This window comes from Haliea alexandrii (genome assembly GCF_003719295.1).
Taxonomy (GTDB): domain Bacteria; phylum Pseudomonadota; class Gammaproteobacteria; order Pseudomonadales; family Halieaceae; genus Haliea; species Haliea alexandrii.
The window spans coordinates 1479525-1505310 of record NZ_RFLW01000001.1; the positions used below are offsets into that span (position 1 = coordinate 1479525).

Annotated in this window: 29 protein-coding genes and 1 other RNA gene; 17 read left to right on the forward strand and 13 right to left on the reverse strand. The window is 62.7% G+C overall.

Features of this window, described 5'->3' with window-relative positions:
• Positions 1–89: 89 nt before the first annotated feature.
• From EGJ68_RS06650 to EGJ68_RS06680, 7 genes are all read right to left on the reverse strand, one after another.
• Positions 90–1583 carry an RNA polymerase factor sigma-54 gene (locus EGJ68_RS06650; RefSeq protein WP_123033678.1) on the reverse strand — a complete coding sequence of 498 codons (1494 nt, stop codon included), beginning with the start codon at positions 1581–1583 and terminating at the stop codon, positions 90–92.
• Positions 1584–1722: 139 nt separating this feature from the next.
• Positions 1723–2448 (reverse strand): LPS export ABC transporter ATP-binding protein, encoded by a 726-nt coding sequence (gene lptB, locus EGJ68_RS06655; protein ID WP_123033679.1) that lies wholly within the window; start codon positions 2446–2448, stop codon positions 1723–1725.
• Positions 2426–3004 carry a lipopolysaccharide transport periplasmic protein LptA gene (lptA, locus tag EGJ68_RS06660; protein ID WP_123033680.1) on the reverse strand — a complete coding sequence of 193 codons (579 nt, stop codon included), beginning with the start codon at positions 3002–3004 and terminating at the stop codon, positions 2426–2428. The genes lptB and lptA overlap by 23 nt, the downstream gene beginning before the upstream one ends.
• Entirely contained in the window at positions 2985–3545 is a 561-nt protein-coding gene (lptC, locus tag EGJ68_RS06665; RefSeq protein ID WP_158283548.1) for an LPS export ABC transporter periplasmic protein LptC, read from the reverse strand. The genes lptA and lptC overlap by 20 nt, the downstream gene beginning before the upstream one ends.
• Positions 3545–4084, reverse strand: coding sequence for a KdsC family phosphatase (locus EGJ68_RS06670; protein WP_233248697.1), 540 nt, complete (start codon positions 4082–4084; stop codon positions 3545–3547). The genes lptC and EGJ68_RS06670 overlap by 1 nt, the downstream gene beginning before the upstream one ends.
• Positions 4068–5045, reverse strand: coding sequence for a KpsF/GutQ family sugar-phosphate isomerase (locus EGJ68_RS06675; RefSeq protein ID WP_233248698.1), 978 nt, complete (start codon positions 5043–5045; stop codon positions 4068–4070). Before EGJ68_RS06675 ends, EGJ68_RS06670 begins: the two co-directional genes overlap by 17 nt.
• A gap of 8 nt (positions 5046–5053) precedes the next feature.
• Entirely contained in the window at positions 5054–6037 is a 984-nt protein-coding gene (locus EGJ68_RS06680; RefSeq protein WP_123033683.1) for a calcium/sodium antiporter, read from the reverse strand.
• 155 nt (positions 6038–6192) lie between these two features.
• Between EGJ68_RS06680 and EGJ68_RS06685 the strand changes: the two genes are divergently transcribed.
• The 5 genes from EGJ68_RS06685 to hisD all read left to right on the forward strand — a co-directional run bounded on the left by EGJ68_RS06685 (position 6193) and on the right by hisD (position 10481).
• A complete protein-coding gene (locus EGJ68_RS06685; protein ID WP_233248699.1) occupies positions 6193–6855 on the forward strand; it encodes an MlaC/ttg2D family ABC transporter substrate-binding protein in 663 nt (220 codons plus the stop codon).
• Between the two features lie 158 nt (positions 6856–7013).
• The gene (locus tag EGJ68_RS06690) at positions 7014–7256 is read left to right on the forward strand and encodes a BolA family protein (protein WP_332888875.1); all 243 of its coding nucleotides are present in this window, start codon (positions 7014–7016) and stop codon (positions 7254–7256) included.
• Positions 7257–7278: 22 nt separating this feature from the next.
• Positions 7279–8541, forward strand: coding sequence for a UDP-N-acetylglucosamine 1-carboxyvinyltransferase (gene murA / locus EGJ68_RS06695; RefSeq protein WP_123033684.1), 1263 nt, complete (start codon positions 7279–7281; stop codon positions 8539–8541).
• A 7-nt stretch (positions 8542–8548) separates the two neighbouring features.
• The gene (gene hisG, locus EGJ68_RS06700; protein ID WP_123033685.1) at positions 8549–9184 is read left to right on the forward strand and encodes an ATP phosphoribosyltransferase; all 636 of its coding nucleotides are present in this window, start codon (positions 8549–8551) and stop codon (positions 9182–9184) included.
• A 1-nt stretch (position 9185) separates the two neighbouring features.
• Positions 9186–10481 (forward strand): histidinol dehydrogenase, encoded by a 1296-nt coding sequence (hisD, locus tag EGJ68_RS06705; protein ID WP_123033686.1) that lies wholly within the window; start codon positions 9186–9188, stop codon positions 10479–10481.
• Between the two features lie 35 nt (positions 10482–10516).
• Here hisD and EGJ68_RS06710 read toward each other — a convergent pair whose 3' ends face one another.
• The gene (locus EGJ68_RS06710) at positions 10517–11629 is read right to left on the reverse strand and encodes a S1C family serine protease (RefSeq protein ID WP_123033687.1); all 1113 of its coding nucleotides are present in this window, start codon (positions 11627–11629) and stop codon (positions 10517–10519) included.
• A gap of 93 nt (positions 11630–11722) precedes the next feature.
• On the opposite strand from EGJ68_RS06710, the gene EGJ68_RS06715 reads away from it, so the two are divergent.
• Positions 11723–12484 carry a Nif3-like dinuclear metal center hexameric protein gene (locus tag EGJ68_RS06715; protein ID WP_123033688.1) on the forward strand — a complete coding sequence of 254 codons (762 nt, stop codon included), beginning with the start codon at positions 11723–11725 and terminating at the stop codon, positions 12482–12484.
• A gap of 9 nt (positions 12485–12493) precedes the next feature.
• Here the strand turns inward: EGJ68_RS06715 and EGJ68_RS06720 are convergent, their stop codons facing one another.
• The gene (locus EGJ68_RS06720) at positions 12494–12952 is read right to left on the reverse strand and encodes a YhcB family protein (RefSeq protein ID WP_158283549.1); all 459 of its coding nucleotides are present in this window, start codon (positions 12950–12952) and stop codon (positions 12494–12496) included.
• A gap of 199 nt (positions 12953–13151) precedes the next feature.
• Here EGJ68_RS06720 and zapE point away from each other — a divergent pair, with 199 nt between their 5' ends.
• From zapE to EGJ68_RS06755, 7 genes are all read left to right on the forward strand, one after another.
• The gene (gene zapE, locus EGJ68_RS06725) at positions 13152–14252 is read left to right on the forward strand and encodes a cell division protein ZapE (RefSeq protein ID WP_123033690.1); all 1101 of its coding nucleotides are present in this window, start codon (positions 13152–13154) and stop codon (positions 14250–14252) included.
• A 113-nt stretch (positions 14253–14365) separates the two neighbouring features.
• Positions 14366–14794: a 50S ribosomal protein L13 gene (rplM, locus tag EGJ68_RS06730; protein WP_027950701.1), complete on the forward strand. Its 429-nt coding sequence runs from the start codon at positions 14366–14368 to the stop codon at positions 14792–14794.
• A 14-nt stretch (positions 14795–14808) separates the two neighbouring features.
• Positions 14809–15201: a 30S ribosomal protein S9 gene (gene rpsI / locus EGJ68_RS06735; protein WP_027950702.1), complete on the forward strand. Its 393-nt coding sequence runs from the start codon at positions 14809–14811 to the stop codon at positions 15199–15201.
• 237 nt (positions 15202–15438) lie between these two features.
• The gene (gene petA / locus EGJ68_RS06740) at positions 15439–16035 is read left to right on the forward strand and encodes a ubiquinol-cytochrome c reductase iron-sulfur subunit (protein ID WP_123033691.1); all 597 of its coding nucleotides are present in this window, start codon (positions 15439–15441) and stop codon (positions 16033–16035) included.
• Positions 16035–18074 carry a ubiquinol-cytochrome c reductase gene (locus EGJ68_RS06745; RefSeq protein ID WP_123033692.1) on the forward strand — a complete coding sequence of 680 codons (2040 nt, stop codon included), beginning with the start codon at positions 16035–16037 and terminating at the stop codon, positions 18072–18074. Before petA ends, EGJ68_RS06745 begins: the two co-directional genes overlap by 1 nt.
• A gap of 53 nt (positions 18075–18127) precedes the next feature.
• A complete protein-coding gene (locus EGJ68_RS06750; RefSeq protein ID WP_233248700.1) occupies positions 18128–18784 on the forward strand; it encodes a glutathione S-transferase N-terminal domain-containing protein in 657 nt (218 codons plus the stop codon).
• 50 nt (positions 18785–18834) lie between these two features.
• A complete protein-coding gene (locus EGJ68_RS06755) occupies positions 18835–19236 on the forward strand; it encodes a ClpXP protease specificity-enhancing factor (RefSeq protein ID WP_123034091.1) in 402 nt (133 codons plus the stop codon).
• 34 nt (positions 19237–19270) lie between these two features.
• On the opposite strand, the gene EGJ68_RS06760 is transcribed toward EGJ68_RS06755, so the two are convergent.
• From EGJ68_RS06760 to EGJ68_RS06775, 4 genes are read right to left on the reverse strand one after another with little or no spacing between them, the layout of a single operon-like run.
• The gene (locus EGJ68_RS06760) at positions 19271–19843 is read right to left on the reverse strand and encodes a BON domain-containing protein (protein ID WP_123033693.1); all 573 of its coding nucleotides are present in this window, start codon (positions 19841–19843) and stop codon (positions 19271–19273) included.
• Positions 19844–19845: 2 nt separating this feature from the next.
• Positions 19846–20448 carry a D-sedoheptulose-7-phosphate isomerase gene (locus EGJ68_RS06765; protein ID WP_123033694.1) on the reverse strand — a complete coding sequence of 201 codons (603 nt, stop codon included), beginning with the start codon at positions 20446–20448 and terminating at the stop codon, positions 19846–19848.
• A gap of 23 nt (positions 20449–20471) precedes the next feature.
• The gene (locus EGJ68_RS06770; protein WP_123033695.1) at positions 20472–20831 is read right to left on the reverse strand and encodes a YraN family protein; all 360 of its coding nucleotides are present in this window, start codon (positions 20829–20831) and stop codon (positions 20472–20474) included.
• Positions 20832–20864: 33 nt separating this feature from the next.
• Positions 20865–22679, reverse strand: coding sequence for a penicillin-binding protein activator (locus EGJ68_RS06775; protein WP_123033696.1), 1815 nt, complete (start codon positions 22677–22679; stop codon positions 20865–20867).
• 83 nt (positions 22680–22762) lie between these two features.
• On the opposite strand from EGJ68_RS06775, the gene rsmI reads away from it, so the two are divergent.
• The 4 genes from rsmI to rsmH all read left to right on the forward strand — a co-directional run bounded on the left by rsmI (position 22763) and on the right by rsmH (position 25770).
• Positions 22763–23596 (forward strand): 16S rRNA (cytidine(1402)-2'-O)-methyltransferase, encoded by an 834-nt coding sequence (rsmI, locus tag EGJ68_RS06780; RefSeq protein ID WP_123033697.1) that lies wholly within the window; start codon positions 22763–22765, stop codon positions 23594–23596.
• Positions 23597–23680: 84 nt separating this feature from the next.
• Positions 23681–24026, forward strand: an RNA gene (gene rnpB, locus EGJ68_RS06785) — RNase P RNA component class A.
• Between the two features lie 361 nt (positions 24027–24387).
• A complete protein-coding gene (mraZ, locus tag EGJ68_RS06790; RefSeq protein ID WP_123033698.1) occupies positions 24388–24843 on the forward strand; it encodes a division/cell wall cluster transcriptional repressor MraZ in 456 nt (151 codons plus the stop codon).
• Positions 24844–24852: 9 nt separating this feature from the next.
• A complete protein-coding gene (rsmH, locus tag EGJ68_RS06795) occupies positions 24853–25770 on the forward strand; it encodes a 16S rRNA (cytosine(1402)-N(4))-methyltransferase RsmH (RefSeq protein WP_123034092.1) in 918 nt (305 codons plus the stop codon).
• Positions 25771–25786: the final 16 nt, after the last annotated feature.

The following is a 25786-nucleotide window of genomic DNA, read 5'->3' on the forward strand; positions in this document are numbered from 1 at the left end:
TGAAACCCGGGCTGGCCGCCCGGAACCGGCGTGTCGCTGACGATTGGCGGCACACCTGACAACGTACTGCAGAACAGTACACTGATAGTCTAGACCAATCTCTTGCGCTCATTGGATGGCGGGATCATCAGCATCTCGCGGTACTTGGCCACGGTGCGCCGCGCCACCTGCAGACCCTGTTCCTCCAGCACGCCGGCAATCTTGCTGTCGCTCAGCGGCTTGCGTGGGTTCTCCGCTGCCACCAGCTTGCGAATCAGGGCCTTGATGGCGGTGGAAGAGGCCTCGCCTCCCTCGGTTGTGCCCACGTGGCTGGAAAAGAAATACTTCAGCTCGAAGATGCCCCGTGGCGTGTGCATGTACTTGCGCGTTGTGGCGCGGGATATGGTGGATTCGTGCATCTCGATGGCCTCGGCGATGTCGTGTAGCACGAGGGGCTTCATGGCTTCCTCGCCAAACTCGAGAAAGTTGCGCTGATGTTCCACAATCTTGCTGGCCACCTTCATCAGGGTTTCGTTGCGGCTGTGTAGACTCTTCAGAAACCAGCGCGCTTCCTGCAGGTTGTCCTTGAGGAAGGTGTTGTCGGCGCTGCTGTCCGCGCGGCGAATCAGGCTCGCGTAGCCGTCGTTGATACGCAGTTTCGGTGCGATGTCAGGGTTGAGTTCCACCACCCAGCGGCCGTTGCGCTTGCTCACGAATACATCGGGTACGACGTATTCCGTGGTGTCCTCGCCAACACCTTGGCCGGGGTTCGGGTCCAGCGTGCGAATCAGGTCGAGGACGGCTTTCAGCTGCTCTTCCGTGAGGCGCATGCGGCGCATGATCTGCTTGTAGTCGCCGCTGCCCAGCTGTGCCATGTGCCGGCTTATCATCAGCCGCGCCTGTTCAGCGCAGGGCGTAGTGGCTGGCAACTGCTGCAGCTGCACCAGCAGGCATTCCTGCAGGTCGCGCGTGCAGACTCCCGCGGGCTCGAATTGCTGCAGGCAATGCAGCACGGCGACGACTTCGTCGAGGTCGATATCCAGTTCCGGTGTGAGCGCCTCGTGAATGTCCTCGACAGAGCTCTGCAGGCGCCCGTTGGCATCGGTGGCGTCGATGATCGCCATGGCAATAATGCGGTCGGTGTCAGACAGCCGGGTCAGGTTGAGCTGCCACAGTAATTGGTCCTGCAGGCTGTCGCGCGCGTTGTTGCGGGCGTCGAAGTCGCCATCGAAGGCATCGTCGCCCTGACTGGCCGGGGCTGAGGAGGAGGGCAGCAGGTCATCCCACTGGGTGTCGACGGGGAGCTCGTCAGGCAGGTTATCGGTTTGCCACTCCTCGGTGCTGGCGCTGGTATCGCGCTCGGGCGCCGCGTGCTCCGCGCCTGTCTCGCCGTTGGACTGGCTGTTCTCTGTGGCCTGCGCGCTGGCTTCCGCCTCGGCATCGTAGTCGTCTTCAGCCAGCTCCAGCAGCGGGTTGCTGTCCAGGGCCTGCTGAATCTCCTGCTGCAAATCCAGGGTGCTCAGCTGAAGCAGCTTGATAGCCTGCTGCAGCTGAGGCGTCATGGTCAGCTGTTGGCCGAGCTTGAGTTGGAGCGACTGTTTCATCAAAGGGCTGAATTCATCCCGGGTACTGCCTCGGGTTGGCGACTGACTGCAGTGTAGCGCCGGCGGATGCGGCCACGCAACAGGATGGCGCGAAATTTGCTTAAGCGCTGTCTGGCCCCGTTGGCGGCAGGGCTATGATCTACAGCCTGAAGTGCTCACCCAGGTACACTTTTCTCACCCGGGGGTTGTCCAGTACCTCCTGCGCGGTGCCTTCGGCAATGATATGACCCTCGCCGACGATGTAGGCACGCTCACAGATATCCAGCGTTTCGCGCACGTTGTGGTCGGTAATCAGAACGCCGATACCGCGTTTGCGCAGGTGGATGATGATGTCCTTGATGTCGGATACCGAGATCGGATCGACACCGGCAAATGGCTCATCAAGGAGGATAAAGTCGGGTTCGGTGGCCAGGGCCCGGGCGATTTCCACCCGGCGTCGCTCCCCACCGGAAAGGGCCTGTCCGAGGCTGCTGCGCAGGTGGGTCAGGTGGAACTCCTCCAGCAGCCGGTCGCAGTGGGCCAGGCGCTCTGCCTTGCCCAGATCAGGCCGCGTTTCGAGAATGGCGAGCAGGTTGTCCTGTACGCTGAGCTTGCGAAAAATGGAGGCCTCCTGTGGCAGGTAGCCCAGGCCGCGCCGCGCACGATCATGCATCGCCAGAGGGGTGATGTCCTCGCCGTTGAGTTCAATGCGCCCGGCATCCGCGGCGATAATGCCAACCACCATGTAGAAACAGGTCGTCTTGCCGGCGCCGTTGGGACCCAGCAGCCCCACCACCTGCCCGCTGGACAACTCCAGCGACACATCGATTACAACTTTGCGGCCGCGGTAGGCCTTGGCCAGGTTACTCGCTTTCAGTTGCGCCACGTGCCGCCTCTTCCCCGTCGCCGTCCAGTGCAGTCGCCGGGATAACGACTTCCACACGGCCGCCATCCTCGCGGCGCCCGGCATCGGCCTTGACCCGCTGTTCCGCCATGAAATAGTCGATTGTGTTGCCGGTCACGATGGAGCCTTCCTGCTCGATACGTGCCTCGCGGCTCAGTTTCACCCGCTCCTGCGACTTGAAATACTCAATGCTGAGCGCTGCGGCATGGATGACGGCCTTGTCCGTGGCGGGCTGCTGTTGCAGCCGTGCGGGGCTGCCTTCAGCCACGATACGGTCAGCCGCTTCCTGTCGATGAAAGATGGTGAGCTTGTTGGCCTGAATCTGCAGGCTGCCCTGCTGCAGGCGCACATTGCCGGTGTACTCGGTAAAGCCCTCGCGCTCGTCGCGCAGGGCCTGGTCGGCGCTGATTCGAATTGGCTGCTCGCGATCGCTGGGGAGCGCCTGGGCGGCGCTCGCCAGCAACACTGCTATGACCGCAAGCCCGATGCTGACAGCACGCGGACCAATGCGACTCCCGTCAGGAGCCTTCTGGAACATAGATACCCTCCACGCCAGGCGTCAGGCGTATGGTTTGATGCTTCAGGTCTGCGTACATCCCGTCGGCGGTAAGCACATTGTTGCCCTGCGTCAGCTTTACCGGCACTTCTGACTTCGCCCTGCGTTGTTGCAGGTGCAGTGTCATGGCTCTGGTTTCAAGCACGCCGCCGGCCTTGTCGTCGGTCAGCACCACGTCTTCGCGCAGGATAAGCACGCTGGTGCGGTGCTTGAGCCTGCCCCGTGCGGCGCTGGCCGACCAGGTCTGGTTATCGCCATCGTGGGAATAGAATCTCGGCTCGACCAGGTCTGAGACTTGCGTATCAGCGATATGTTCCACCCGCGCGGCTTCCATGACCTGGGTCAGCGAACCGTTCTCCGCATAGGTCAGGCTGCGCGAGTTTAACAGATAGGTTTGCACAATATCGGCCGGCTGCGCGGCCGGGCGCCGCTCCAGGGGGCCACCGCCGGTGAACCCGAGATACCAGGCGGCAACGCCTACCAGTGCAACCGCCAGCAGCCATGGACGCTTACGGCGCTCCATCAGCCGAACTCCGCCAGCAGGTTGTCCCATTGTCCCCGTGCATGCAGCAACCATTCGGCGGCTTCGCGCACAGCACCCGCGCCGCCGGGGGCGACGCTGCACCAGTCTGCGGCGGCGCGTACGTCGGTGACGGCATCGGCTACCGTCAACCCCAGGCCCGCGGCACGTATGGCGGCGAGGTCGGGCAGATCGTCCCCCATGTACGCGCACTCCGCGAGGGTGAGACCCAGTCGTGCGCAGAGCTCCTGCAATGCGCTGAGTTTGTCGTCACGGCCCTCCATCAGCTCGACGATGCCGAGTTCGCGGGCGCGCCGGGCGACCATCTCGGAGCGTCGACCGGTAATGATCGCTACCTGTACGCCACAGCGTTGCAACAGTTTGATTCCGAGTCCATCCTTGATATTGAAGGACTTCAGCTCGCTGCCATCGCTGGCATACGTCACGCGGCCATCGCTGAGCACGCCGTCAACGTCCAGTGCCAACAGTTGCACGGCCAGAGCCGGGTGTGGCGCAGTGGCCATATCAGGCGATGCCCGCATGCAACAGGTTCATCAAATGAACGACGCCGACCATGTGGTCACCGCGTTGTACCACAAGGGAGGTGATCTTGTTTTCCTCCATGATGCGCAGGGCCTCCGCCGCCAGCATGTTGGGGCCAATGGTCTTGGCGCCCCGCGTCATGAGCTCGCTGATGGGGGTGTTGCGCACGTCCACGGCCTCATCCAGCGCTCGCCGCAAGTCGCCATCGGTGAAGATGCCGACCAGCACATCCTCTGGGCCGGTAACCGTGGTCATGCCGAGGCCCTTGCGGCTGATCTCCAGCAGCGCGGCGGAGAGTGGGGTGGAGGGTTCCACGCGGGGAATGGCCGTGCCGGTGTGCATGACATCTTCCACCTTGAGCAACAGCTTCTTGCCGAGTGTGCCGCCCGGGTGCGAAAAGGCAAAGTCCTCGGCACTGAAGCCGCGTGCCTCCAAGAGCGCGATAGCCAGTGCATCGCCCATCACCAGCGCGGTGGTCGTGCTGGAAGTGGGTGCCAGATTGAGCGGGCAGGCCTCGGTGTCGACACCCGTATCGAGGTGGGCGTCGGATGCTTCAGCGAGCGGTGAGACCGGGTTACCGGTCATGCTGACCAGCGGAATGCCGAGTCGTTTCAGCAGCGGCAACAGGGTGACGACCTCGGGCGAGCGACCGCTGTTGGACAGTGCAATCACCGCATCATCGGCAGTGATCATGCCGATATCCCCGTGGCTGGCCTCGGCGGGGTGCACATAAAATGCCGGGGTTCCTGTGCTCGCCAGAGTCGCGGCAATCTTGCTGGCGATATGCCCCGATTTGCCCATACCGGTCACGATCACGCGTCCGGTCACGCCCAGCAGCAACTCACAGGCATGAGCGAAGCTCGCGCCGATGCGCGACTCGAGTTGGGCAATGGCATCACGCTCCATGCGAATGGTGCGCTGCGCGGAGGCGATGTGGGCATCGGGGTCGTGTGCGTGCATGGCAGGGCTCAGGCCTGGCGGGTCCGGTACAGCCAGTAATAGTACAGGCCGTAACCCGCCAGTAACAGTAGGCCCAGGCTGCGGCCGATGTAGGCGTAGCCTCCGTCACCGGATTTGCGCCGCCCGCGGCTGAGGTACACGGCCGCCGCCAGCAACAGGGTCATTCCGGCCATGGTCAGGTAGTCGCGATAGAGCACCAGTTCGCTCAGGACCTGCGTCTCGATGAGGCCTGGAATGGCCATGACGGCGAGCAGGTTGAACAGGTTGGAGCCGATGACATTGCCCACGGCGATATCGGCATGACCGCGCAGGGCGCTGGCCACGGTTGCCGCGAGTTCCGGCAGGCTGGTACCGATGGCGACGATGGTCAGCCCGATAATCAGCTGTGACACGCCGAGTTGCTCGGCAATACCGGTTGCGCCCCACACCAGCAAGCGTGAGCTTGCGACCAGCAGCAGCAGGCCGCCGCCGAACTTCAGCCATGCAGTGCGCAGGGGCGCGGGCTGGCGGGTCAACTCGGACGCTTCCTGCAGCAGCTCGGGGTCGGTGGCTTCGCCGCGCAGCATGCTGGTCATGATGACCGCAAGGGTGGCGAGCATGACCATACCGTCGACACGCGACAGCTCGCCATCCATGAGCAGCACTGCGGTGCCCAGCGTGACCAGCAGCAGGGTGGGAAGCTCGCGCCGCATGCAGCCGGGGTGCACCTTTAGCGGTGCAATCAGCAGGGTCATGCCCAAAACCAGTCCGACGTTGGCAATATTGGAGCCGATGGCGTTACCGATCGCCAGTTCGCCGGCATCGGTGAGCGCGGCGGTCAGGGAGACGAGGATTTCGGGAGCCGAGGTGCCAATGGACACAATGGTCAAGCCGATGATGATCGGTGACATGCCGAGGTTGGCCGCCAGCGCAGCGGCGCCCGCGATGAACACGTCGGCGCTCCAGATGAGAATCAGGAAACCGATAATAATGGCAGCTGTTGCTAACAGCATAAATAGGCAAATCCTGTTAAAGTAGCGCACTCTCACAACCATGGAACTGCAGCTGGCGCCGCGTTGTCATAAATCGCAGCGGCCTGCGGCACCGGGTTGTGGGTGCGCAGTATACAGAGCGCCGGCCGGCATGTAATGACATTCAAGGATAACGTATGACCCAATTGCTGCAGTGGGTTGCAACCCTGTTCATGGTTGTGGCCGTTAACGTACAGGCTTCCGAGTCGGTTGCGACACGGGGTGCGCACGATGTGGTGCGCGAGGCCACGGACCAGGTCATGTCGGCGGTCAGTGAAGCTGATGACTACATGGATGCTGAGCCGGAACGCTTCTACGACAGGTTACAGTCTATTCTGGATGACGTGGTGGACTTTCGCGGTTTCGCGCGCGGCGTGATGGGCCCCTACGCCAGTGTGGAGCGCTACCGCTCGCTGGATGCCGAGGGTCGCGACCAGCTGCGAACGCAACTGGAGCGCTTCACCGAGGTGATGCGCGAGGGCCTGGTGCGCACCTATGGCAAGGGCCTGCTGGCGTTTGGCGGCTCGAGGATCGAAGTGCCGGACCTGAGCGATGAAGATGCGGCGGGGCCTCGCGCCGCGGTGCGACAGCTGATTTACAACAGCGGTGCCGAGCCCTATGTTCTGGTGTACCACATGGGGCGCGACCGCGATGGCCAATGGAAGTTGCGCAATCTGGTCATTGAGGACGTCAACCTGGGGGAGATCTATCGCAGTCAGTTTGAAGCCTCTGCGCGCAAACACGACGGCGACCTCGATACCGTGATCGCCCAGTGGTCGGCCGTGGATATCGAGAGTTGAAGGCGAGGCGGTTGACCGGCCACGGCGTTGGCTGTCACAGCAATGGCTGCCGCAGCATCGGCTGCCGCAGCATTGGCTGCCACAGCGCTCGCCACTGACCGGCGATTCGCCTAGAATGCGGCGCTTTGCGCCATGTTGGGATATTTCGGGGAAAATACATGATGGACGCGGCAACGGTATCAGCGCTGCTCGAGAAGCATCTGCAGGAGTGCCAGGTGCAGGTAGAAGGTGCGGGCAACCGCTACGATATCACGGTGATTGGTGCGGTATTCGAGGGCAAGCGCCCGGTGCAGCGGCAACAACTGGTGTACGCGGGCCTTGCCGAGCAAATCGCCGACGGCAGCATACACGCAGTCAATATTCGCACCTTTACCCCCGAACAATGGGCCGCGGACAGTTGAGTCCCTTCGGCAGGAGCATCTAGTGGACAAACTGGCTATTCGCGGCGGGCATCGCCTGCACGGCGAGCTGCGCATTTCCGGTGCCAAGAACGCGGCACTGCCTATTCTCGCAGCCACCTTGCTGACTGATGAACGGGTAACGATCAGCAATTTGCCGCATCTGCATGACATCACCACCATGATCGAGCTGCTTGGCTGCATGGGCGTCAAGCTCACGCTGGACGAAAAAATGGGTATCGAGGTGGACGCCAGTGACGTCACCGAGTTTTCCGCGCCCTACGAGCTGGTCAAGACCATGCGCGCCTCGATTCTGGTGCTCGGGCCCATGGTGGCTCGATTTGGCCGTGCGCACGTGTCATTTCCCGGGGGTTGTGCCATTGGCAGCCGCCCTGTGGACCTGCACCTCAAGGGCCTGGAGGCGATGGGTGCGCAGATCACCGTCGACGGCGGCTATATCAACGCCGAGGTCGATGGCCGCTTGCGCGGTGCCCGCATCGTGATGGAAACCGTCACCGTTGGTGGCACAGAAAACATCATGATGGCCGCAGCGCTGGCCACCGGGCGCACAGTCATCGAGAACGCGGCCCGCGAGCCGGAGGTCGTGGACCTCGCCGAATGCCTGATCGCCATGGGCGCGCGCATCAGCGGTCACGGCTCCGACACCGTCACCATTGACGGGGTGGAGCGTCTGCACGGCTGCCAATACCGCGTGATGCCCGACCGCATAGAGACCGGTACCTATCTGGTGGCCGCCGCCGCGACGGGCGGGCGCATCATGCTGCGCGATACTTGTCCTCACGCGCTGGAGGTGGTGTTGGCCAAGCTGGCGGACGCCGGCGCGACGATGGACCAGGGAGACGACTGGATCTCGCTGGACATGGAAGGCCGGCGGCCGCGTGCGGTGAGCGTGAAGACCGCGCCTTATCCCGGGTTCCCCACTGATATGCAGGCCCAGTTCACGGCGATGAATGCCATCGCCGAGGGCACGGCAACGGTGACCGAGACAGTCTTTGAAAATCGCCTGATCCAGACCCACGAAATGAACCGTATGGGCGCGCATATCGTCATCGAGGGCAACACGGCGATCATCACCGGTCAGCCGGGCTTGCAGGGCGCGCCGGTTATGGCCAGTGACCTGCGCGCCTCCGCGAGCCTGGTGATAGCCGCACTGGTGGCGCAGGGAGAGACGATCATCGATCGTATCTACCATATTGACCGCGGTTACGAGTGCATCGAGGAGAAATTGCAGGCACTGGGGGCGGATATCCGCCGCCTGTCGAGCTGAGGCCGCTATGGCGCAACCACTGACCATGGCCCTGACCAAGGGGCGCATCCTGCAGGAGACCCTGCCCTTGCTGGCCAGGGCCGGCATCGAGCCGCTGGAGGATATTCACAGCAGCCGCAAGCTGATCTTTGCGACGACGCGCGAGGACATCCAGCTGGTGGTGATTCGCGGTACCGATGTGCCCACCTATGTGCGCCACGGTGCGGCGGACATCGGTGTGGTGGGCAAGGATATTCTGCTTGAGCACGGGGCCGAGGGACTCTATGAGCCCCTCGATCTGGGCATCGCCCGCTGTCGTTTGATGACTGCCGGGCCTGTAGGCTGGTCGGCCTCGGGCGCGCGTGTGCGGGTGGCCACCAAGTTCGTCAATATTGCCCGCCGGCACTTTGCCGCGCAGGGTGTGCATGCTGATGTGATAAAACTCTACGGCGCGATGGAGCTCGCGCCGATGATGAATCTGGCGGATCTGATTGTGGATATTGTCGATACGGGGAATACCCTGCGCGCCAACGGCATGGAGCCTCTGGACGAGATCGCGCACATCAGTTCCCGGTTGATCGTCAACAAGGCCTCCATGCGCGCGCGCTACCGTGTTGTACAGGACCTGGTTGAGCGCCTGGCGGCGGCCGCGGGGGAGATCTGACATGCAGCGCCTGGATACCCGCAGTGCAGACTTTGATGAGCGCCTGGAGGCACTGACAGCCTGGGAAGCCGGGCTGGACGCCTCGGTGGAAGCGGCTGTGGCCGAGATCATTGCGGCGGTACGCCGGCGCGGTGACGCCGCCCTGCTGGATTATACAGCGCGCTTCGATGGCCGCTCGCTGTCCAGCGCGGCGCAACTCGAGGTGTCGCCGCAGCGTCTGCAAGAGGCACTGGCGGCGATCCCTGCGCCGCAACGGGAGGCTCTGGAGCAGGCCGCTGCGCGGGTGCGCAGTTATCACGAGCATCAACGGCAGGCCAGCTGGCAGTACCGGGATGACGAGGGCAATCTGCTCGGCCAGCAGATTACGGCGTTGGAGCGCGTCGGTATCTACGTTCCCGGCGGCAAGGCCAGCTATCCCTCGTCGGTGCTCATGAACGCCCTGCCGGCGCGTGTGGCCGGGGTGGAAGAGGTCATCATGGTAGTACCCGCTCCGGGCGGCGAACTCAATGACCTGGTGCTCGCCGCCGCCGCGATTGCCGGAGTGGATCGCGTGTTCACGCTGGGTGGTGCCCAGGCGGTTGCGGCACTCGCCTATGGTACCGCCACGGTGCCTGCGGTGGACAAGATCGTTGGCCCCGGCAATATTTATGTGGCCACAGCCAAACGGCAGGTGTTCGGTCGTGTGGGCATCGACATGATCGCTGGCCCCTCGGAAATACTGATCGTCTGCGACGGTTCCACCGACCCCGACTGGGTTGCAATGGATCTGTTCTCGCAGGCGGAGCACGATGAAAACGCGCAGTCTCTGTTGCTGTGCCCGGATGCGGGTTATATCGAGCGCGTGGCAGAGAGTATCGAGCGTCTGCTGCCAACAATGGAGCGCGCCGACATTATCCGCGCATCTCTGACGGGCCGTGGAGCGCTGATTCTCACCCGCGACCTCGCCGAGGCGGTCGCAGTCAGCAACCGCCTGGCGCCGGAACACCTCGAGCTTTCGGTCGCGGACCCGGAAGCGCTACTGCCGCAGATACGCCACGCCGGCGCGATTTTCATGGGCGCCTATACCTCGGAAAGCCTGGGCGATTATTGCGCCGGCCCGAACCACGTGCTGCCCACATCGCGCACGGCCCGCTTCTTTTCACCGCTTGGTGTCTACGACTTCCAGAAGCGCAGCTCGCTTATCATGTGCAGTGAAGCCGGGGTGCAAACCCTGGGTCGCGTTGCCTCGACGCTTGCGCGGGGCGAGCGCCTGACGGCCCATGCCCGCAGCGCGGAACTGCGCTTGCACGACGACTGATCTCCCGCCATAGGGATGGCGAGCGAGCCGTGTAGTCAGATGGTGGGGGAGTGTCTCAGGGTGCCAACAATGGCCCTCAGGTCTATCGACTGCTGGTTGCGCTGCACCGTGATGTCGATGTTCTCCCCGGGGCGCAGCTGGGCAATCCGGTGCATGGTAATGCGCCCATCCTGCACCGGTTCACCATCGATATGAGTAATGATGTCGCGCACCTGAATACCGGCGCGCTGCGCAGGGCTGTCTGCCGCCATGGCGGTGACTTCCAGCAACTGCATGCCTGGCCGGCGTTCATCCAGCCCGCGCACCGGTGCTACGCTCACGCCCAGCCAGCCGCGGATGACTTCCCCATAGCGAATCAGGTCTTCCATCACGAACAGTGCCATATTGACTGGCGTAGCCAGGCTGATGCCGATACCGGTTGCGGCGCCTCTCGACTGGTCGGTGCCGGTGTAAATCAGGGTGTTGATGCCGAGCAATTCTCCGCGTGCATTGACCAGTGCGCCGCCGGAGTTGCCCAGATGAATGATGGCATCGGTCTGGATGTAGTCCTCGTAGGCTGACAGCTGCAGACCATACCGGCCGAGCGCGGAAACGATACCCTGGGTCACCGAGTGGCCGAAGCCCAACGGGTTGCCAATGGCCAGCACCACATCGCCAACGCGTGCGGCATCGGAATTGCCGAGCGTAATCGGCTGCAGGTCCTCGAGTTGCACCTGCAGGACCGCGAGGTCGGTGGCCGGATCTGTGCCAATCACCACGGCATTTGCCGAGCGCCCGTCCTGCAGCAGAACCTGTATGGCATCGGCTTCATGGATGACGTGATTGTTGGTCAGGATGTGACCCTCGGCGGTCATGATCACACCGGAGCCCAGTGAGCGTTCAATGCGCTGGCGTTGCGCGGGCATCCGGCTCGACGGCCGGTTGAACAGGTCGCCCGGGCTCGGATCATTGCGCGATGAAATGAGCTTTGCTGTGTAGATGTTGACAACCGCGGGTGTGGCGCTGCGCACCGCGGCGGCATAGCTCATGGCCGTATCTGCGCCGCTCTGCACGGTGTTGCGGGGCAGCACCCAACGATCCAGGATCAACAGGGCCGCCAACAGGCCGGCAATCGCGGGCCAGGCAAAATAGCGCAGGCTGTTGGTCATAGGGTGGCGGCCGTGTGTCGATTCGCAGCGCTATTGTATATGATGGCCTGTCTGACCACAGCCACGAAACCGCAGAAATCCCGGAATACCCTCATGTCTGTATCGCTCAAGGAACTCGTACACTATATCGACCAGTTGCTGGACGTGGGCCGCTTTCGCGATTATTGCCCCAACGGGCTGCAGGTTGAGGGTCGCGGAGAGGTGCGGCGGCTGGTCAGTGGCGTGACGGCATGTCAGGCACTGCTTGACGCTGCGGTGGCGGCACGGGCGGATGCGATCATCGTGCACCACGGATACTTCTGGCGCGGCGAGGCCGAGCCGGTGGTGGGAATGAAGCGGCGACGGCTGGCAGCGTTGTTGCAGCACGATATCAGCCTGCTGGCCTACCACCTGCCTCTCGACGCCCACCCGGAGCTGGGCAACAACGCCCGGCTGGGTGCGCTGTTGGGGATCACCGACTCGCAGCCACTGCGCGCTGATGTTGCCGATGCGGTCGGCAATATTGGGCAGTTGCCAGAGCCTCGTAGCGCGGCGGGGTTGGTCGCCGACATCGCGCGCTTGACCGGGCGTGAGCCTCTGCACGTGGGCAGCCCCGGGGAGCTCGTGCAGCGCATTGGCTGGTGCACGGGTGCGGCGCAGTCGTATATCCAGCATGCAGTTGCTGCGGGTGCAGACCTGTTCCTGACCGGGGAGGCGTCAGAGCCCACGGTGCACATTGCGCGGGAGGAGGGTATTCACTTCATTGCCGCCGGGCACCACGCCACCGAGCGTTACGGCGTTCAGGCGTTAGGTGCGCACCTGGCTGAAGCGTTTGGCCTGGAGCACCGCTTCATCGATATCGACAACCCGGTATAGCCGGGGGGCTCAGCGCTCCTCGACCGGTTTGCGCTGGCGCTCTATGCCGAACTCTTCATTGAGCATGCCCTTCTCGCCGGGAGAGGTTTTCGGCGCGTAATCCAGCGGCGGCTGGATTTGTGCCAGGTGCGACGGTATCTCCGCGTCGTCCTCAGCGCCGCTTTGCAGTCGCTCCAGCGACACCGGGCCCTTGTCCTCGCACAGGGTCTCGGCTCCGGAGGCCAGGTGGTTGTGTACATTGCGATAGGAGTCAGTCAGCGTGTTCAGCAGGCGTGCTGTTTGCGAGAAGTGCTCGACAACGGAATTTTCGTAGGCGCGCTTGTCCTGCGTCATCTGGTCCAGCTTGCGCTCCGTGTCGCGCAGCCGCTGGCCGTCGGCGGACAGGCGGCGGCCGATAAGCAGGCCGATAGCGCCACCCACTAACAGGGCGATGGCGCCGGTGGCGATCAGAATGGTCAAACTGTACACAGGGTTACCTCTTCTTCGCGGGGGTGTGACTGCGCCAGTATACCTCAAACTGGCTTCGACTCTAGCGCAGACCGGGCAGCCGCACTGAGCGCAACGGCGTTTGAACGGCGCGCCCGCCGATCCCGGGCGTTGCCAAGGTGGCGAGGCATGGATAGAGTGTGCCGCCAGTTTTACTTTCAGCAGGAGGCCGGAGTCCGGCGTGAATACAGCGCAACAGTCGCCCTGGGGGCGTTATCAAGCGGATTTACAGCAGCCGGGGTTTTCCCGTGACCCTGCCCAGGAGGCCGCTGTGCGTCAGTTGCAGGATCTGTTCGAGCGTCTGCTCGCGCGCGAGGCACGCGGCGGCGGGTGGTTGCGGCGGCTGCGTCGTGAGCGCCCGCAGCCTGAGCGTGGACTGTATATGTGGGGCGGCGTGGGCCGCGGCAAGACCTATTTGATGGACACTTTTTTCGACTGCCTGCCCGCCGAAGGCAAAATGCGTGTGCACTTCCATCGCTTCATGCAGCGTGTGCACGCCGAGCTCAAACAGCTGGCGGGGGAGAAGAACCCACTGCAGCGCGTGGCGGACCGACTCGCGGCGGAGGCCAAAGTGGTCTGTTTCGACGAGTTCTTTGTCACCGACATTGCCGATGCGATGATCCTCGGCGGCCTCATGGAGGCGCTCTTCGCGCGCGGCGTCACCCTGGTTGCGACCTCCAATATCGAGCCTGCCCGCCTGTATGAAAACGGCCTGCAGCGGCAGCGCTTTCTGCCGGCAATAGCACTGATTGAGCAGCATACGCTGGTGCTGAATGTGGACGCGGGGGTGGATTATCGCCTGCGCACCCTGGAGAAGGCCGAGCTCTACCATTACCCGTTGGATGCGGAGGCAGACGTCAGCCTGCGCGAGAGCTTTGAACGGCTGGCACCGCATGCAGCCACGGAAGGAGAAAGCCTGCAGATCAACGGGCGCGCCATTCGCAGCCGCAGCCTCGCCGATGATGTGGTGTGGTTCGATTTCGCCGAGCTCTGTGGCGGGCCGCGCTCACAGAATGACTACATCGAGCTCGCCCGGGAATTCCATGCGGTGGTGTTGTCCGGTGTGCCGGCCCTGGGTGCCGGCAACGATGATGCCGCACGCCGCTTTATCAACCTGGTCGACGAATTCTACGATCGCAATGTAAAGCTGGTGATGGCTGCTGACAGGCAGCTGTTGGACCTGTATGATGGCCACCGCCTGCGGTTCGAATTTCAGCGAACCGTGTCCCGTTTGCAGGAAATGCAGTCTCACGACTATCTCGCCAGGGAGCACCGTCCCTGAGCGCGAGTGATTCTGTCCGGCGACAGAATATTTTCAGCGGTGCTTGAAAAGCTGGGTGCGAAGCAGTAGTATTCGCGCTCTCGAAATTGGAGCCCTCCAAGAGGCGTTTATTAATGAAAACTTTCAGTGCCAAAGCCGAAGACGTGCGCCACGACTGGTTTGTCGTCGATGCGTCAGGCAAGACCCTCGGGCGTCTGGCCAGCGAAATTGCCCACCGTTTGCGCGGCAAGCACAAGGCTGAGTACACACCGCACGTTGACACCGGCGATTATATCGTCGTCATCAACGCGGAAAAGATCCACGTGACCGGAGCCAAGGCCACGGACAAGATGTACCACCACCACACAGGCTTTATCGGTGGTATCAAGTCCATCTCGTTCGAGAAGCTCATCGACAAGGCGCCTGAGCGTGTTTTGCAGACCGCGGTGAAGGGCATGCTGCCCCGCAATCCGCTGGGTCGGGCCATGTTCAAGAAGCTCAAGGTTTACGCGGGCGCAGAGCATCCGCACACCGCCCAGCAGCCGCAAGCATTGAACATCTAACGGATAACTCTCTTATGTCAGCAACCCAGTACTACGGAACCGGCCGCCGCAAGACCTCCACGGCGCGCGTATTCATCCAGACCGGCGGCGGTAACATCACGGTCAACAAGCGTCCGCTCGACCAGTACTTTGGTCGTGAAGTGGCGCGCATGATTGTGCGCCAGCCGCTTGAGCTGGTGGAGTTGTCCGACAAGTTTGACGTCAATGTGACCGTCGAGGGCGGTGGCAGCTTTGGCCAGGCCGGCGCCATTCGCCACGGCATCACCCGCGCCCTGATGGATTACGACGAAGCGCTGCGCGGCACACTGCGTCGCGCCGGCTATGTCACGCGTGATGCGCGTGAGGTTGAGCGTAAGAAAGTGGGTTTGCGCAAGGCGCGCAAGCGTCCGCAGTACTCCAAGCGCTGAGCGTGCGGTTGGCCAATTGGGCCGGCTGCCTTGTTTCGAAAACGTCCGGTTTGGTATTCAGGCCGGGCGTTTTTTTGTGCTGAAAAAACAGTAGCTTGCTGGCAAAGGCCACGTGCTTTCCGGGGCTTTATGTTGCCAGCAACGGGCAAAATCATTACTATTTGCAGCATTTTTTGCGAAGTCGTCTTCCGAGTCTGCCAACGTACGTGGGCGGCCCGGTAATCAGGAGTGAAGAGCATGAGTAGCGATGGCGTGAACACCGGCAGGAGACGTTTCCTGACCGCCGCGACGAGTGTGGTTGGCGTTGCCGGCGCAGTGGGAATCGCGGTGCCGTTTGTCGGGTCGTGGAATCCCTCGGCCAAGGCAAAGGCCGCAGGTGCACCCGTGAAGGCGGATATCAGCAAGCTGGAACCCGGCCAGATGGTCGTTGTGGAGTGGCGGGGCAAGCCGGTTTACGTGGTCCATCGCACCGCGGCCATGCTGGCCGATCTCGACAAGCTGACCGGTGAGTTGAAAGACCCGGACTCCGCGATATCAACGCAACCGGCCTATATCGATGGCCCGGCGCGCGCGCTGCGCCCGGAGATATTTGTTGCCGAGGGGCTGTGCACGCACCTGGGGTGCGCGCCCAAATATCGACCCGAGGTCGGCGCCGCCGATCTGGGGGGCGACGAGTGGCTGGGTGGCTTTTTCTGCCCCTGCCACGGTTCCAAGTTCGATTTGTCCGGGCGCGTCTACGCCGGCGTCCCGGCGTCCACCAACCTGGTGGTGCCGCCGTACTCCTATGAGACCGAGTCGGTTCTGGTAATTGGCGTGGACGCGGAGGCAGCCTGATGATCAATATGCTTGTAGGACTTCGGGACTGGGTCGACGAACGCCTGCCCATCATGCGCGCATGGAACACCCACATGGGACAGTACTACGCGCCCAAGAACTTCAATCTCTGGTACTACTTTGGTGTGCTGTCGCTGCTGGTTCTGGTGAATCAGCTGCTGACCGGTATCTGGCTCACCATGAATTACACCCCCAGTGCCGAACAGGCCTTTGCCTCGGTCGAATACATCATGCGTGATGTCGATTACGGCTGGATTCTGCGCTATATGCACTCCACGGGTGCCTCCGCTTTCTTTGTGGTGGTCTATCTGCACATGTTCCGGGCACTTATCTACGGCTCCTACAAGAAGCCGCGTGAGCTGATCTGGGTCTTTGGCATGCTGATTTTTGTCGTGTTGATGGCCGAGGCCTTCGTCGGCTACGTGCTGCCCTGGGGCCAAATGTCCTACTGGGGCGCGCAGGTGATCATTTCCCTGTTCGGCGCCATTCCGGTGGTCGGTGAGGACCTGGTGACCTGGATTCGCGGCGACTACCTGATTTCCGGTGTGACCCTGAACCGCTTCTTTGCTCTGCACGTGGTTGCCCTGCCGATCGTATTGCTCGCTCTGGTGGTGCTCCACCTGCTGGCGCTGCATGAAGTGGGCTCGAACAACCCGGATGGGGTCGACATCAAGAAACACAAGGGTCCGGATGGTGTGCCGCTGGACGGCGTGGCCTTCCACCCCTACTACACGGTGCACGACCTGCAGGCCATTGGTGTGTTCCTGTTCATCTTCTGTGCGGTGATGTTCTTCATGCCGGAGATGGGTGGCTTCTTCCTCGAATATGCCAACTTCGAAGAAGCGAACGCGCTGAAGACCCCGGACCACATTGCGCCCGTGTGGTACTTCACGCCGTTCTATTCTGTGCTCCGTGCAGTGCCGGACAAGTTCTGGGGCTTCATCGCTTTCGCCGCCTCAGTCGCGATTCCGTTCCTGTTGCCGTGGCTGGATCGCAACCCTGTCAAGTCCTGGCGCTACCGTGGCACGCTGAACAAGGTCATGCTGGTCTTGTTTGTGGCCAGCTTCCTGATCCTCGGCGTGCTGGGCGTCAAGGCGCCGACACCGGAGCGTACGCTGCTGGCGCAGATCTGTTCGGTGTTCTACTTCGCCTTCTTCCTGCTGATGCCGATCTGGTCAACGCTGGACAAGACCAAGCCGGTTCCCGAGCGCGTTACGATGGACGGCGGCATCGGTTTCTGGGGCAGCCTTGCCGGCCTGGCGCTGATTCTCGCGCTGACCATTCTGCCGCTGAAGGCGGTGGGTGCCGGGGGCGAGTACAACTGCGGCTCCATGCCCTGCGATGAAATCAGCGTCAACCCTCACGACAAGCCCTCTCTGCAGAATGGCGCCAAGCTGTACATGAACTATTGCATGGCTTGCCACTCACTCAAGTATGCGCGTTACAAGCGCACCGCGGAGGACCTTGGTATCCCCGAGGATTTGTTCAGCGATAACCTGATCTTCGACCCCGATGTGCGCATCGGCTCGCTGATGGATAACGCGATGGACGATCGTCTGGCGAAGACCTGGTTCGGCGCGACGCCTCCTGACCTGACCCTGGTATCCCGCGCCCGGCAGCCGGAATGGCTGTACACCTACCTGCGCACCTTCTACCTGGATGAGAGCCGTCCGTACGGGGTGAACAACAAGGTCTTCAAGGATGTGGGCATGCCCCACGTGATGCTGGAGCTGCAAGGCCTGCAGGCGTGTGCCATGGGGCCGGGTAAAGCCAACAACGGCGGCGTGCGGCGCGACCCCCTGACGGGTGAACCTCTGCTGGAGGAGCCCTGCGGTCAGTTTAAGCTGGTGCAGGAGGGCTCCATGTCGCCGGAAGAGTTCGACGGCGCCATGTACGACCTGGTGAACTTCCTCGCGTACACGGCTGAACCGAGCGCGGCGGATCGGCAGCGCATTGGCGTATACGTGTTGTTGTTCATCCTGCTGTTCTTCGTCTTCGCCTGGTTGCTGAACCGCGAGTACTGGAAAGACGTTCACTGATATGCCCCCGGGACCGGCGTTTTGCCGGTCTCCCCCACGTTCTGGATTGCACTATGAAACGAGCTGATGACAATGCACTGGGTGTGGCGGCGAAACGGTCTTCCATGACCTTCTTCTCTGACAGTGCCAGCCAATACAGCCACCGCGTGCGCATCGTACTCGCCGAGAAGGGCGTGACGGTCGACATGATCGAGTCGGATAGCGCCCACCCTCCCGCAGAGCTGGCTGACCTGAACCCCTACAATTCACTGCCGACGCTGGTTGATCGGGATCTCGTGCTCTACGAGTCCAAGGTGATGATGGAGTATCTGGACGAGCGGTTCCCGCATCCGCCCCTGCTGCCGGTGTACCCGGTCGCGCGCGCGGAGAGCCGCCTGTATATCCACCGTATCGAGAAGGACTGGTGCTCGTTGGTGGATTCCATTCAGCATTCCCGCAGCGACAACGTCGTCAGCAAGGCGACCAAGGAATTGCGCGATGGTCTGGTGGGTATTGCGCCTATCTTTGCGGAAAAGCCCTTCTTCATGAGCGAAGAGTTCACGCTGGTCGACTGTTGCCTGGCCCCCATCCTCTGGCGTCTGCCCTCCCTCGGCATCGAGGTGCGCCCGGGCAAGCAGACCAAGCCCTTGCTGGCGTATATGGATGCGCTGTTTGGTCGTGAATCGTTCCAGGAGAGCCTCTCCGAGCAGGAACGCGAGATGCGCCCCTAGGGGAAACGACGAAGGGGTAAGCCCAGCGCATGAGTGACGACACCGCGACAATGACGCCCAGCCGCCCGTACATCATGCGGGCGCTGTACGAGTGGATTGTCGACAATGACTGTACACCCTACCTGTTGGTTGATGCCAGACGGCCGGGCGTTGAAGTACCTTCCCAGTATGTGAAGGACGGGCAGATCGTGCTCAATGTAAGCCCGAGCGCGGTGATTGAGCTGCTGATTGGCAACGAGTGGATCAGTTTCAATGGCCGCTTTGGCGGCACGCCCACCGATATCCTGCTGCCGGTGGGTGCTGTGATCGGGATTTACGCCCGTGAAAATGGCCAGGGGATGGTGTTTGAGGCGGAAGAGTCACCCGAGCCGCCCGATGACCCCTCTGGTGACGATGGGGGAGGCTCCACGTCGAAACCGGAAGGGCGACCGTCACTGAAGATCGTCAAGTAGTGACCCAGCCTGGCGCGGCGCCTGTGCGCCGCGGTTACGGAATGGTCTCGAACAACTGCACCACGCGGGTCACGCCAGAGACCGAGGCGGCCACATCCGCTATCCTGCGCGCCTCTTCTTTCGATACCAGCCCCATCAGATAAACCACGCTGTTTTCGGTCACCACCTTGGTGCGCATGCCGGGTGTATCCATGTTGGTCAGCAGCCAGGACTTGATTTTCGTGGTGATCCACGCATCACTGGTGCGCACCAAAGCGCCGGTGGGTGCCTTCACATCGATTTCGTTGTAGATGCGCCGTACGCCGCGTATTTTCCGCACCTCATCGGCCGCCTGGGTTTTCAGGTCAGCGGTGCCCACCTGCCCGGCGAGCAGCACGAAACCGTTGTAGCTGACGGCGATCAGGTGGGCGTCGTCGAACGCGGTGTTCGCGGCGTGGATGTTGACGATGGCCTTGACTTCGATGCTCTCGTCCTCAAGCCGTTGTGCCATGGTGCGCTCGTCGGGTTGATCCTCGATGGAGTCAGCCTCGACCGTCGCCAGCATGCTGCCGCAGCCGGTGAGTAGCAGGCTGCCGAGAAGGGTGAGGAGCGGTGCAAATGGTTTCATGATCAGTTTCCGTTGTAGTTGCCGAACAGGCTGCGGTCAATCAGTTCACAAAGCAAGTGAATGATCACCGTGTGCAATTCTATCACCCGCGGGCGCCGCGTGGCGGTGCAGGCAACGGCGATATCCGTGCCCTCCAAAAGCTGACTGAGCGATGTGTCTTGCGTGTTGGACAGCACGACGACGGCAACGTTGCGTTCCCGCGCCGCTTCGATTGCCCGCAACAGGCTGCCGGCGGCGGTGGCGCTGCTGAAGCACACCAGCGTGTCACCCGGTTGCCCCAAAGCCCGCACCTGACACGCCCAGATCTCATCGAGGCCGTGTTCGTGCGCGATACCGGTAAGGCTGGCACCGTCTGCTGACAGGGCCATAGCGGGGAGGGAAGGTCGGTCGCGCTCGAGCCCGGCTAGCAGGCTGCTGCAAAGCAGTTGGGCCAATCCTGCATCCACACCATTGCCGCACGCCATTACCTTGCCCTCCCGCAGCAGCGTTGCCACCATACTGGCGGCGGCTCGCTGAATGGGGTCGGCCAGCTCATCTACCGCCATTGCCAGCGTGCTGATGGTGTCCTGCACGGTATCGGCGATCAGCCCGTAGTCATCATCCATGCACTATGTCCGTCGCTGGGAAGTCAGGCACTGAAAGCGCTGCGAATCCACTGCGGCGCCGGTTCAGGCATGGATTGTCGCGGGTTGAAGGCAAGCACGTCAAATCGACAGGGCCTGGCCCGCCACTGCGCGTTGCGTTGCAGGAATACGCGGGCGGCACGCAGCAGCTTGCGCTGTTTTCGCCTGTCCACCGATGCGGCGGCGGAGCTGAAGCGCGGGTTGCTGCGCGCGCGTACTTCCACGAACACCAGGTACTCACCATCGAGGGCGATAATGTCAATCTCCCCCAGCTTGCAATGAAAGTTACGCTGCACCACCTGCCATCCCTGCGCACAGAGCCAGCGTGTGGCCGCGTCCTCATACCAGTCTCCCGGGCCCTGCATACCGAAGCCTCCCTGCCTCGGTGGCAGTATAGGTCACGGTTGGGCCAGGTCGCTGCCATCAAATACCGCCAATACGGGCTCACGCTGTAAACGCAGGCTGGGGTCCAGTCTTAGCAGCCCCGTGTCTCCTCGCAGCAGGACATCGGCGCCGGCCTGCAGCTGGGCGAAGCGGGATTGCACCAGCCACGCATCCGCGCCCAGTGCGTTAAGGCGGGTGAGACTGTCACTGCCGGTGTCGCCGGCGGCAATGGCAACCCGCAACCCCGGGTTGCTGCCAAGCAGCCAGGGTATTTCGGCGAGGCGCATGCCGTTCAGATCGCGATCTCTTGAGTCGGGCACACCGCTGTAGGCGCTGGATAGCGCGTAGACGGGGATAGTACCCGCATAGTGAAACGCCAGCAGTGGCTTGAGGGAACGCGCCTCAACCGGGGAATCCGCAAGCAGGAAGATGACATCGATATCCTGTCGCCGGCGCGGGGTGAATTCGATGTTGGTGGCCAGCATACTGCGGATGTCGCTGGCGCGCTGTTCGCTGGCGTTCAGGTTGAGCGCATTCTTGATGTTGTCAGAGTAGGCCTCGGCACTGGCGTAGCTCGCGGTGCTGACAATCTGGCCCCCCAGTGCCTGCCAGCGTTGCTGCAGGACGTCCCCGAGCCGCGCGCCGCGCTCACCGGCGGGGCGCAGCAGCAGAGCCTTGCGTGCACCGGAACCGTAGGCCAGTTCGGCGATGCGCTGTGCATCATCCTCGGGTGCCAGCGACAGCTGCACCAGTGCACTGCCACTTTGCAGGGCGTCACTGTCGGTGCGGTTCAGGGCCAGGATAGGTACAGGGCGCTCGGGTATCTGCCCCAGCTCAGCGACCGCTTCCTTGCTCAGAGGCCCGACGACGATCTCCGCACCGTCGGCAATTGCCTGGCCGTACGCGGCGGCAGCGGATGCATGGGCGGTGGTATCGATAACGTTGAGCGCATAGGGAGTCTCCCCGCGCGCCCGGGCGGCGAAGTAATGGGCCAGGTAGCCGTCCTGCACCGCACGGGCGGCAGGCGCCAGGCGCCCGCTGAGTGGCAACAGCAGTGCCACCTTCCGCGGTGCGCGCACGCCCCGGGCAATATACTCAAGGCCTCCCGGCAGCTGCAGGGCGGCGGGGTGAGAGGGGTGTTGGTTGCGCCACTCCAACAGCGCTTCCTGCAGAGATTGCGGGTTTTCGGCGCGCCGGTCCCGCAAGGCCAGTTCCAGCCAGCCGCGCCAGTCCGCGTCGGGCGCGTTGGCCAGGGCTGTCGCCATAGCGGCCTCGCTGCTGCGGTTGAGGTCGCGCCAGATAGCACGGCGCAGACCTGCATCGGCGGGTTGCTGCGTCAGTATCTCTGCCCCAATCCGGGCGCTTGTTAGCCAGTCCCCGGCGAGCTGTGCGATTGCCCGGGTGAACTCGGCCTGCTCCAGTCGCAGTGCCGCGGGTACGTCTTCCTCTGGCCCGGCGGTGAGCAGGGCGTCTGTGCGATCGAGGTCGCCGCGCAAAAATGCCGCACGAGCAAGCAGGAAGTCCCGTCGGCTGCGGTCAGCCGCCTCCAGGTCCTGCGGAAGGCTCGCAAGGGTCTGCTCAGCAGCCATCCAGTCGCGCGCCCTCAGAGCGGCGCGGGTCTGCTCGAAGGTCGCGTCCCAACGGCTTGTGGGCATGGGCGGGGTCAACGTGGGCGAGGGCTCCGCTGGAGCCTCTGGCACCACTTCCTGTGCGCTGGGTGCGACGGGCTCAGGGGGCGCGGTGGTGCAGCCAGTGGCCAGGGCCACTAGCAGAATGGCCGCCGCTGCTGTTTTGCCGCCCGCGGTGGTCGGGGTCATTGTACGCGTCATGCTATCCTTCCGGCTGCAACGGGACCGCAGCCACCAGCGGTGAGGTCCATGCCAGGTAAATGATACAGGGCCAGGGGTGATCAGTGGAATCCGGACTATATGTTGTTGCCACGCCAATCGGCAACCTGGGAGATATGACCTCGCGGGCCCTGGCGGTACTTACTGCGGCGGATATTGTCGCAGCAGAGGATACGCGGCACACCGCGCGCCTGCTGCAGCATTTCTCCATCACGGCGACGCTGCTGGCTTACCATGAGCACAGCGGCGAGCGGGCGCAGGCGCGCATATTGGAGTGCATCGCCGGTGGTGGTGTGGTGGCGCTGGTGTCGGATGCCGGCACACCACTGATCTCCGACCCCGGTTATCGCCTGGTGCGCGACGCGCAGGACGCCGGTCACCGGGTGATTCCACTGCCTGGGCCCTGTGCTGCGATCGCCGCACTCAGCGCCTCTGGCCTGCCCACTGACCGTTTCCTGTTTGAGGGCTTTCTGCCCGCCAAAGCGGGCGCCCGTGCGCGCCGCCTGCAGGACCTGGCGGCGGAATCAGCGACCCTGGTGTTTTATGAGGCACCGCACCGGGTAGCAGAGACCCTGCAGGACATGGTGACGGCCTTTGGTGACCAGCGTGAGGCGCTGTTGGCGCGGGAATTGAGCAAAACCTTCGAAACGCTGAAGCGGGCGCCCCTGGGGGACCTGGCGGTTTTTGTGGCAGCCGATAGCAACCAGCAGCGTGGCGAGATTGTGCTTGCTGTTGGCGGCCAGCGCGGGCGCGATGAGGCGCTCACGCCCGATGTCACCCGGATGCTGCTGCGACTGGCTGAAGAGTTGCCCGCCAAGCGTGCTTCCGCTGTGGTCGCCGATCTCACCGGGCTGCGCAAGAAGGCGCTGTACGACTATCTCCTGGGGCAAAAGAGCTGACCACACCCCGGCGCTCCCGACGGGAGCATTCACGCCAGGGAAGTTTGTGTTGCCCGGGGGCCGCGCAGCGGGTAGGCTTGCCGCCGAGTCGGTCAGGCGATCGCTTCTGGTTTCGGCCAGGGGAGGAAAGTCCGGGCTCCACAGGGCAGGGTGCCAGGTAACGCCTGGGGGGCGCGAGCCTACGGAAAGTGCAACAGAAAGGATACCGCCCGGCGCGAGTCGGGTAAGGGTGAAAAGGTGCGGTAAGAGCGCACCGCGCGGCTGGCAACAGGCGTGGCGATGGTAAACCCCACTCGGAGCAAGACCAAATAGGAATCCGTATGCTGCGGCCCGCAGTGGATTCGGGTAGGTCGCTACAGGCCGGCGGTGACGTCGGTCGCAGATGAATGATCGTCCACGACAGAACCCGGCTTATCGACCGACTCACTTATCCCCTTTCCAACGCGGCGGCAGCCTGTGCCGCCGCGTTGCTTGCGCCCGACGTCGCCGCTTATGTTTTTTTCTACTAAAACGTGGCTGCTGGCAGAAGAAAATAACCTTTAACTTAAAGTGAATCCTCAATATACGATGTTAGCGGTCTGTTTTAATGTATTTTTTGTTTTCATTTACCCTCTCAGAAGCTGAAGAATCACCCGCCAATCAGCGCTAATTAGCTGAAATTAAAACGTTTTTCGCGACTGGCTCGCTTGACACTCCAATTGCTGCGCCCCTATAGTGTCGAAAAGTGGGAAGAAGTGGATATATCTGGTTTTTTGTGGTTTTGAAGGGCCGGATAAGCGGGGGAAACTGGCGTGTTTCGCGGGGTACAGCACATCAATATGGACGCCAAGGGGCGACTGGCCATGCCAGCGCGCCAGCGCGAGCCATTGCGTGCCCTCTGTGACGGCCAGATCGTGGTGACCATCGACACGCAGGCGAAATGCCTCGTCATCTATCCGCTGCCCGACTGGGAGCGCATCGAAAAGCACATACAGGCCCTGCCCGCCCTGAAGCAGGCGGTCAAGCGCTTCCAGCGCCTGGTGCTGGGCTACGCCACTGACATCGAGATGGACAGTAACGGCCGCTGCCTGCTGCCTCAGCCGCTGCGCGAGTACGCGCATCTGGACAAGAAGCTGGTGCTGGTGGGGCAGGGCAACAAGATGGAGTTGTGGGCGGAGGAGCTGTGGCTGGCAGAGTGCGAACAGGCGCTGCTGGAGTCCGGTCCCGAAGCGGAGTTGCCCGACGAACTTGTGTCTCTCCCGCTGTAGGTGAGCGACATGCATCAAACAGTTTTGTTACGAGAGGCGGTGGATGCTCTGGTGACGACAAGCGATGGTATCTATGTCGATGGCACGTTCGGTCGTGGTGGTCACAGCCGCGCCCTGCTGCAACAACTGGCGCCCAATGGCCGGCTGCTGGGTGTCGACAAGGATCCGGCAGCCGCACTGGTGGCGTCCGAACTCAGCGCTGCAGACGCACGCTTCAATTTCTTTCATGGCTCTTTCGCGGCGCTGCCTGCCCAGCTGCGCTCGCGTGATATCGAGGGTGTCGACGGCATCCTGCTCGACCTCGGGGTCTCCAGTCCGCAACTCGACAACAGCGAGCGCGGTTTCAGTTTCCAGCACGATGGTCCGCTGGATATGCGTATGGACACCAGCAGTGGCGAGACCGCAGCCCAGTGGCTGGCGTGTGCGGCCCAGCAGGATATCGCCGCAGTATTGAAAGAGTTCGGCGAGGAGCGTTTTGCGCGCCGGATCGCCGGTGCCATCGTTGCAGCGCGCGCCGAGGCGCCCATTGTGACCACGGGCCGCCTGGCGAAGATCGTCAGTGAAGCCAACCCGCGTTGGGAGAAGCACAAGCACCCGGCGACGCGGGCATTCCAGGGTATTCGAATCCATATCAACCGCGAGCTGGATGACCTGGTTGAGCTGCTGGCGCAGGCGCTGGGCTTGCTCAAGGTGGGAGGCCGGCTGGTCGTGATCAGCTTTCATTCCCTGGAAGACCGGCTGGTGAAGCGTTATATGCGCGATATGGCGCGTGGTGATGCGCTGCCGGCCGGTGTGCCGGTGCGCGACAGCGCGCTCAACCGGCATATGCGACTGGTCGGCAAGGCGGTGCGCGCGAGCGCCGACGAAGTCGCTGCGAACCCGCGTGCGCGCAGTGCCATCATGCGCGTCGCCGAGAAGATCAGCTGATGGCCGGCCGCACGAC

Bases quoted from the DNA above. Each gene is read 5' to 3' on its own strand.
- EGJ68_RS06755 (WP_123034091.1), top strand. From the start codon at position 18,835: ATGACGCCCAGCCGCCCGTACATCATGCGGGCGCTGTACGAGTGGATT.
- EGJ68_RS06745 (WP_123033692.1), top strand. From the start codon at position 16,035: ATGATCAATATGCTTGTAGGACTTCGGGACTGGGTCGACGAACGCCTG.
- EGJ68_RS06710 (WP_123033687.1), bottom strand. From the start codon at position 11,629: ATGACCAACAGCCTGCGCTATTTTGCCTGGCCCGCGATTGCCGGCCTG.
- EGJ68_RS06675 (WP_233248698.1), bottom strand. From the start codon at position 5,045: ATGCACGCACACGACCCCGATGCCCACATCGCCTCCGCGCAGCGCACC.
- EGJ68_RS06770 (WP_123033695.1), bottom strand. From the start codon at position 20,831: ATGCAGGGCCCGGGAGACTGGTATGAGGACGCGGCCACACGCTGGCTC.
- EGJ68_RS06680 (WP_123033683.1), bottom strand. From the start codon at position 6,037: ATGCTGTTAGCAACAGCTGCCATTATTATCGGTTTCCTGATTCTCATC.
- EGJ68_RS06750 (WP_233248700.1), top strand. From the start codon at position 18,128: ATGAAACGAGCTGATGACAATGCACTGGGTGTGGCGGCGAAACGGTCT.
- EGJ68_RS06715 (WP_123033688.1), top strand. From the start codon at position 11,723: ATGTCTGTATCGCTCAAGGAACTCGTACACTATATCGACCAGTTGCTG.
- lptC (WP_158283548.1), bottom strand. From the start codon at position 3,545: ATGGAGCGCCGTAAGCGTCCATGGCTGCTGGCGGTTGCACTGGTAGGC.
- EGJ68_RS06690 (WP_332888875.1), top strand. From the start codon at position 7,014: ATGATGGACGCGGCAACGGTATCAGCGCTGCTCGAGAAGCATCTGCAG.
- EGJ68_RS06650 (WP_123033678.1), bottom strand. From the start codon at position 1,583: ATGAAACAGTCGCTCCAACTCAAGCTCGGCCAACAGCTGACCATGACG.
- EGJ68_RS06775 (WP_123033696.1), bottom strand. From the start codon at position 22,679: ATGACGCGTACAATGACCCCGACCACCGCGGGCGGCAAAACAGCAGCG.
- rsmH (WP_123034092.1), top strand. From the start codon at position 24,853: ATGCATCAAACAGTTTTGTTACGAGAGGCGGTGGATGCTCTGGTGACG.
- EGJ68_RS06760 (WP_123033693.1), bottom strand. From the start codon at position 19,843: ATGAAACCATTTGCACCGCTCCTCACCCTTCTCGGCAGCCTGCTACTC.
- hisG (WP_123033685.1), top strand. From the start codon at position 8,549: ATGGCGCAACCACTGACCATGGCCCTGACCAAGGGGCGCATCCTGCAG.
- rpsI (WP_027950702.1), top strand. From the start codon at position 14,809: ATGTCAGCAACCCAGTACTACGGAACCGGCCGCCGCAAGACCTCCACG.
- petA (WP_123033691.1), top strand. From the start codon at position 15,439: ATGAGTAGCGATGGCGTGAACACCGGCAGGAGACGTTTCCTGACCGCC.
- rplM (WP_027950701.1), top strand. From the start codon at position 14,366: ATGAAAACTTTCAGTGCCAAAGCCGAAGACGTGCGCCACGACTGGTTT.
- hisD (WP_123033686.1), top strand. From the start codon at position 9,186: ATGCAGCGCCTGGATACCCGCAGTGCAGACTTTGATGAGCGCCTGGAG.
- EGJ68_RS06765 (WP_123033694.1), bottom strand. From the start codon at position 20,448: ATGGATGATGACTACGGGCTGATCGCCGATACCGTGCAGGACACCATC.
- lptA (WP_123033680.1), bottom strand. From the start codon at position 3,004: ATGTTCCAGAAGGCTCCTGACGGGAGTCGCATTGGTCCGCGTGCTGTC.
- EGJ68_RS06670 (WP_233248697.1), bottom strand. From the start codon at position 4,084: ATGCGGGCATCGCCTGATATGGCCACTGCGCCACACCCGGCTCTGGCC.
- EGJ68_RS06685 (WP_233248699.1), top strand. From the start codon at position 6,193: ATGACCCAATTGCTGCAGTGGGTTGCAACCCTGTTCATGGTTGTGGCC.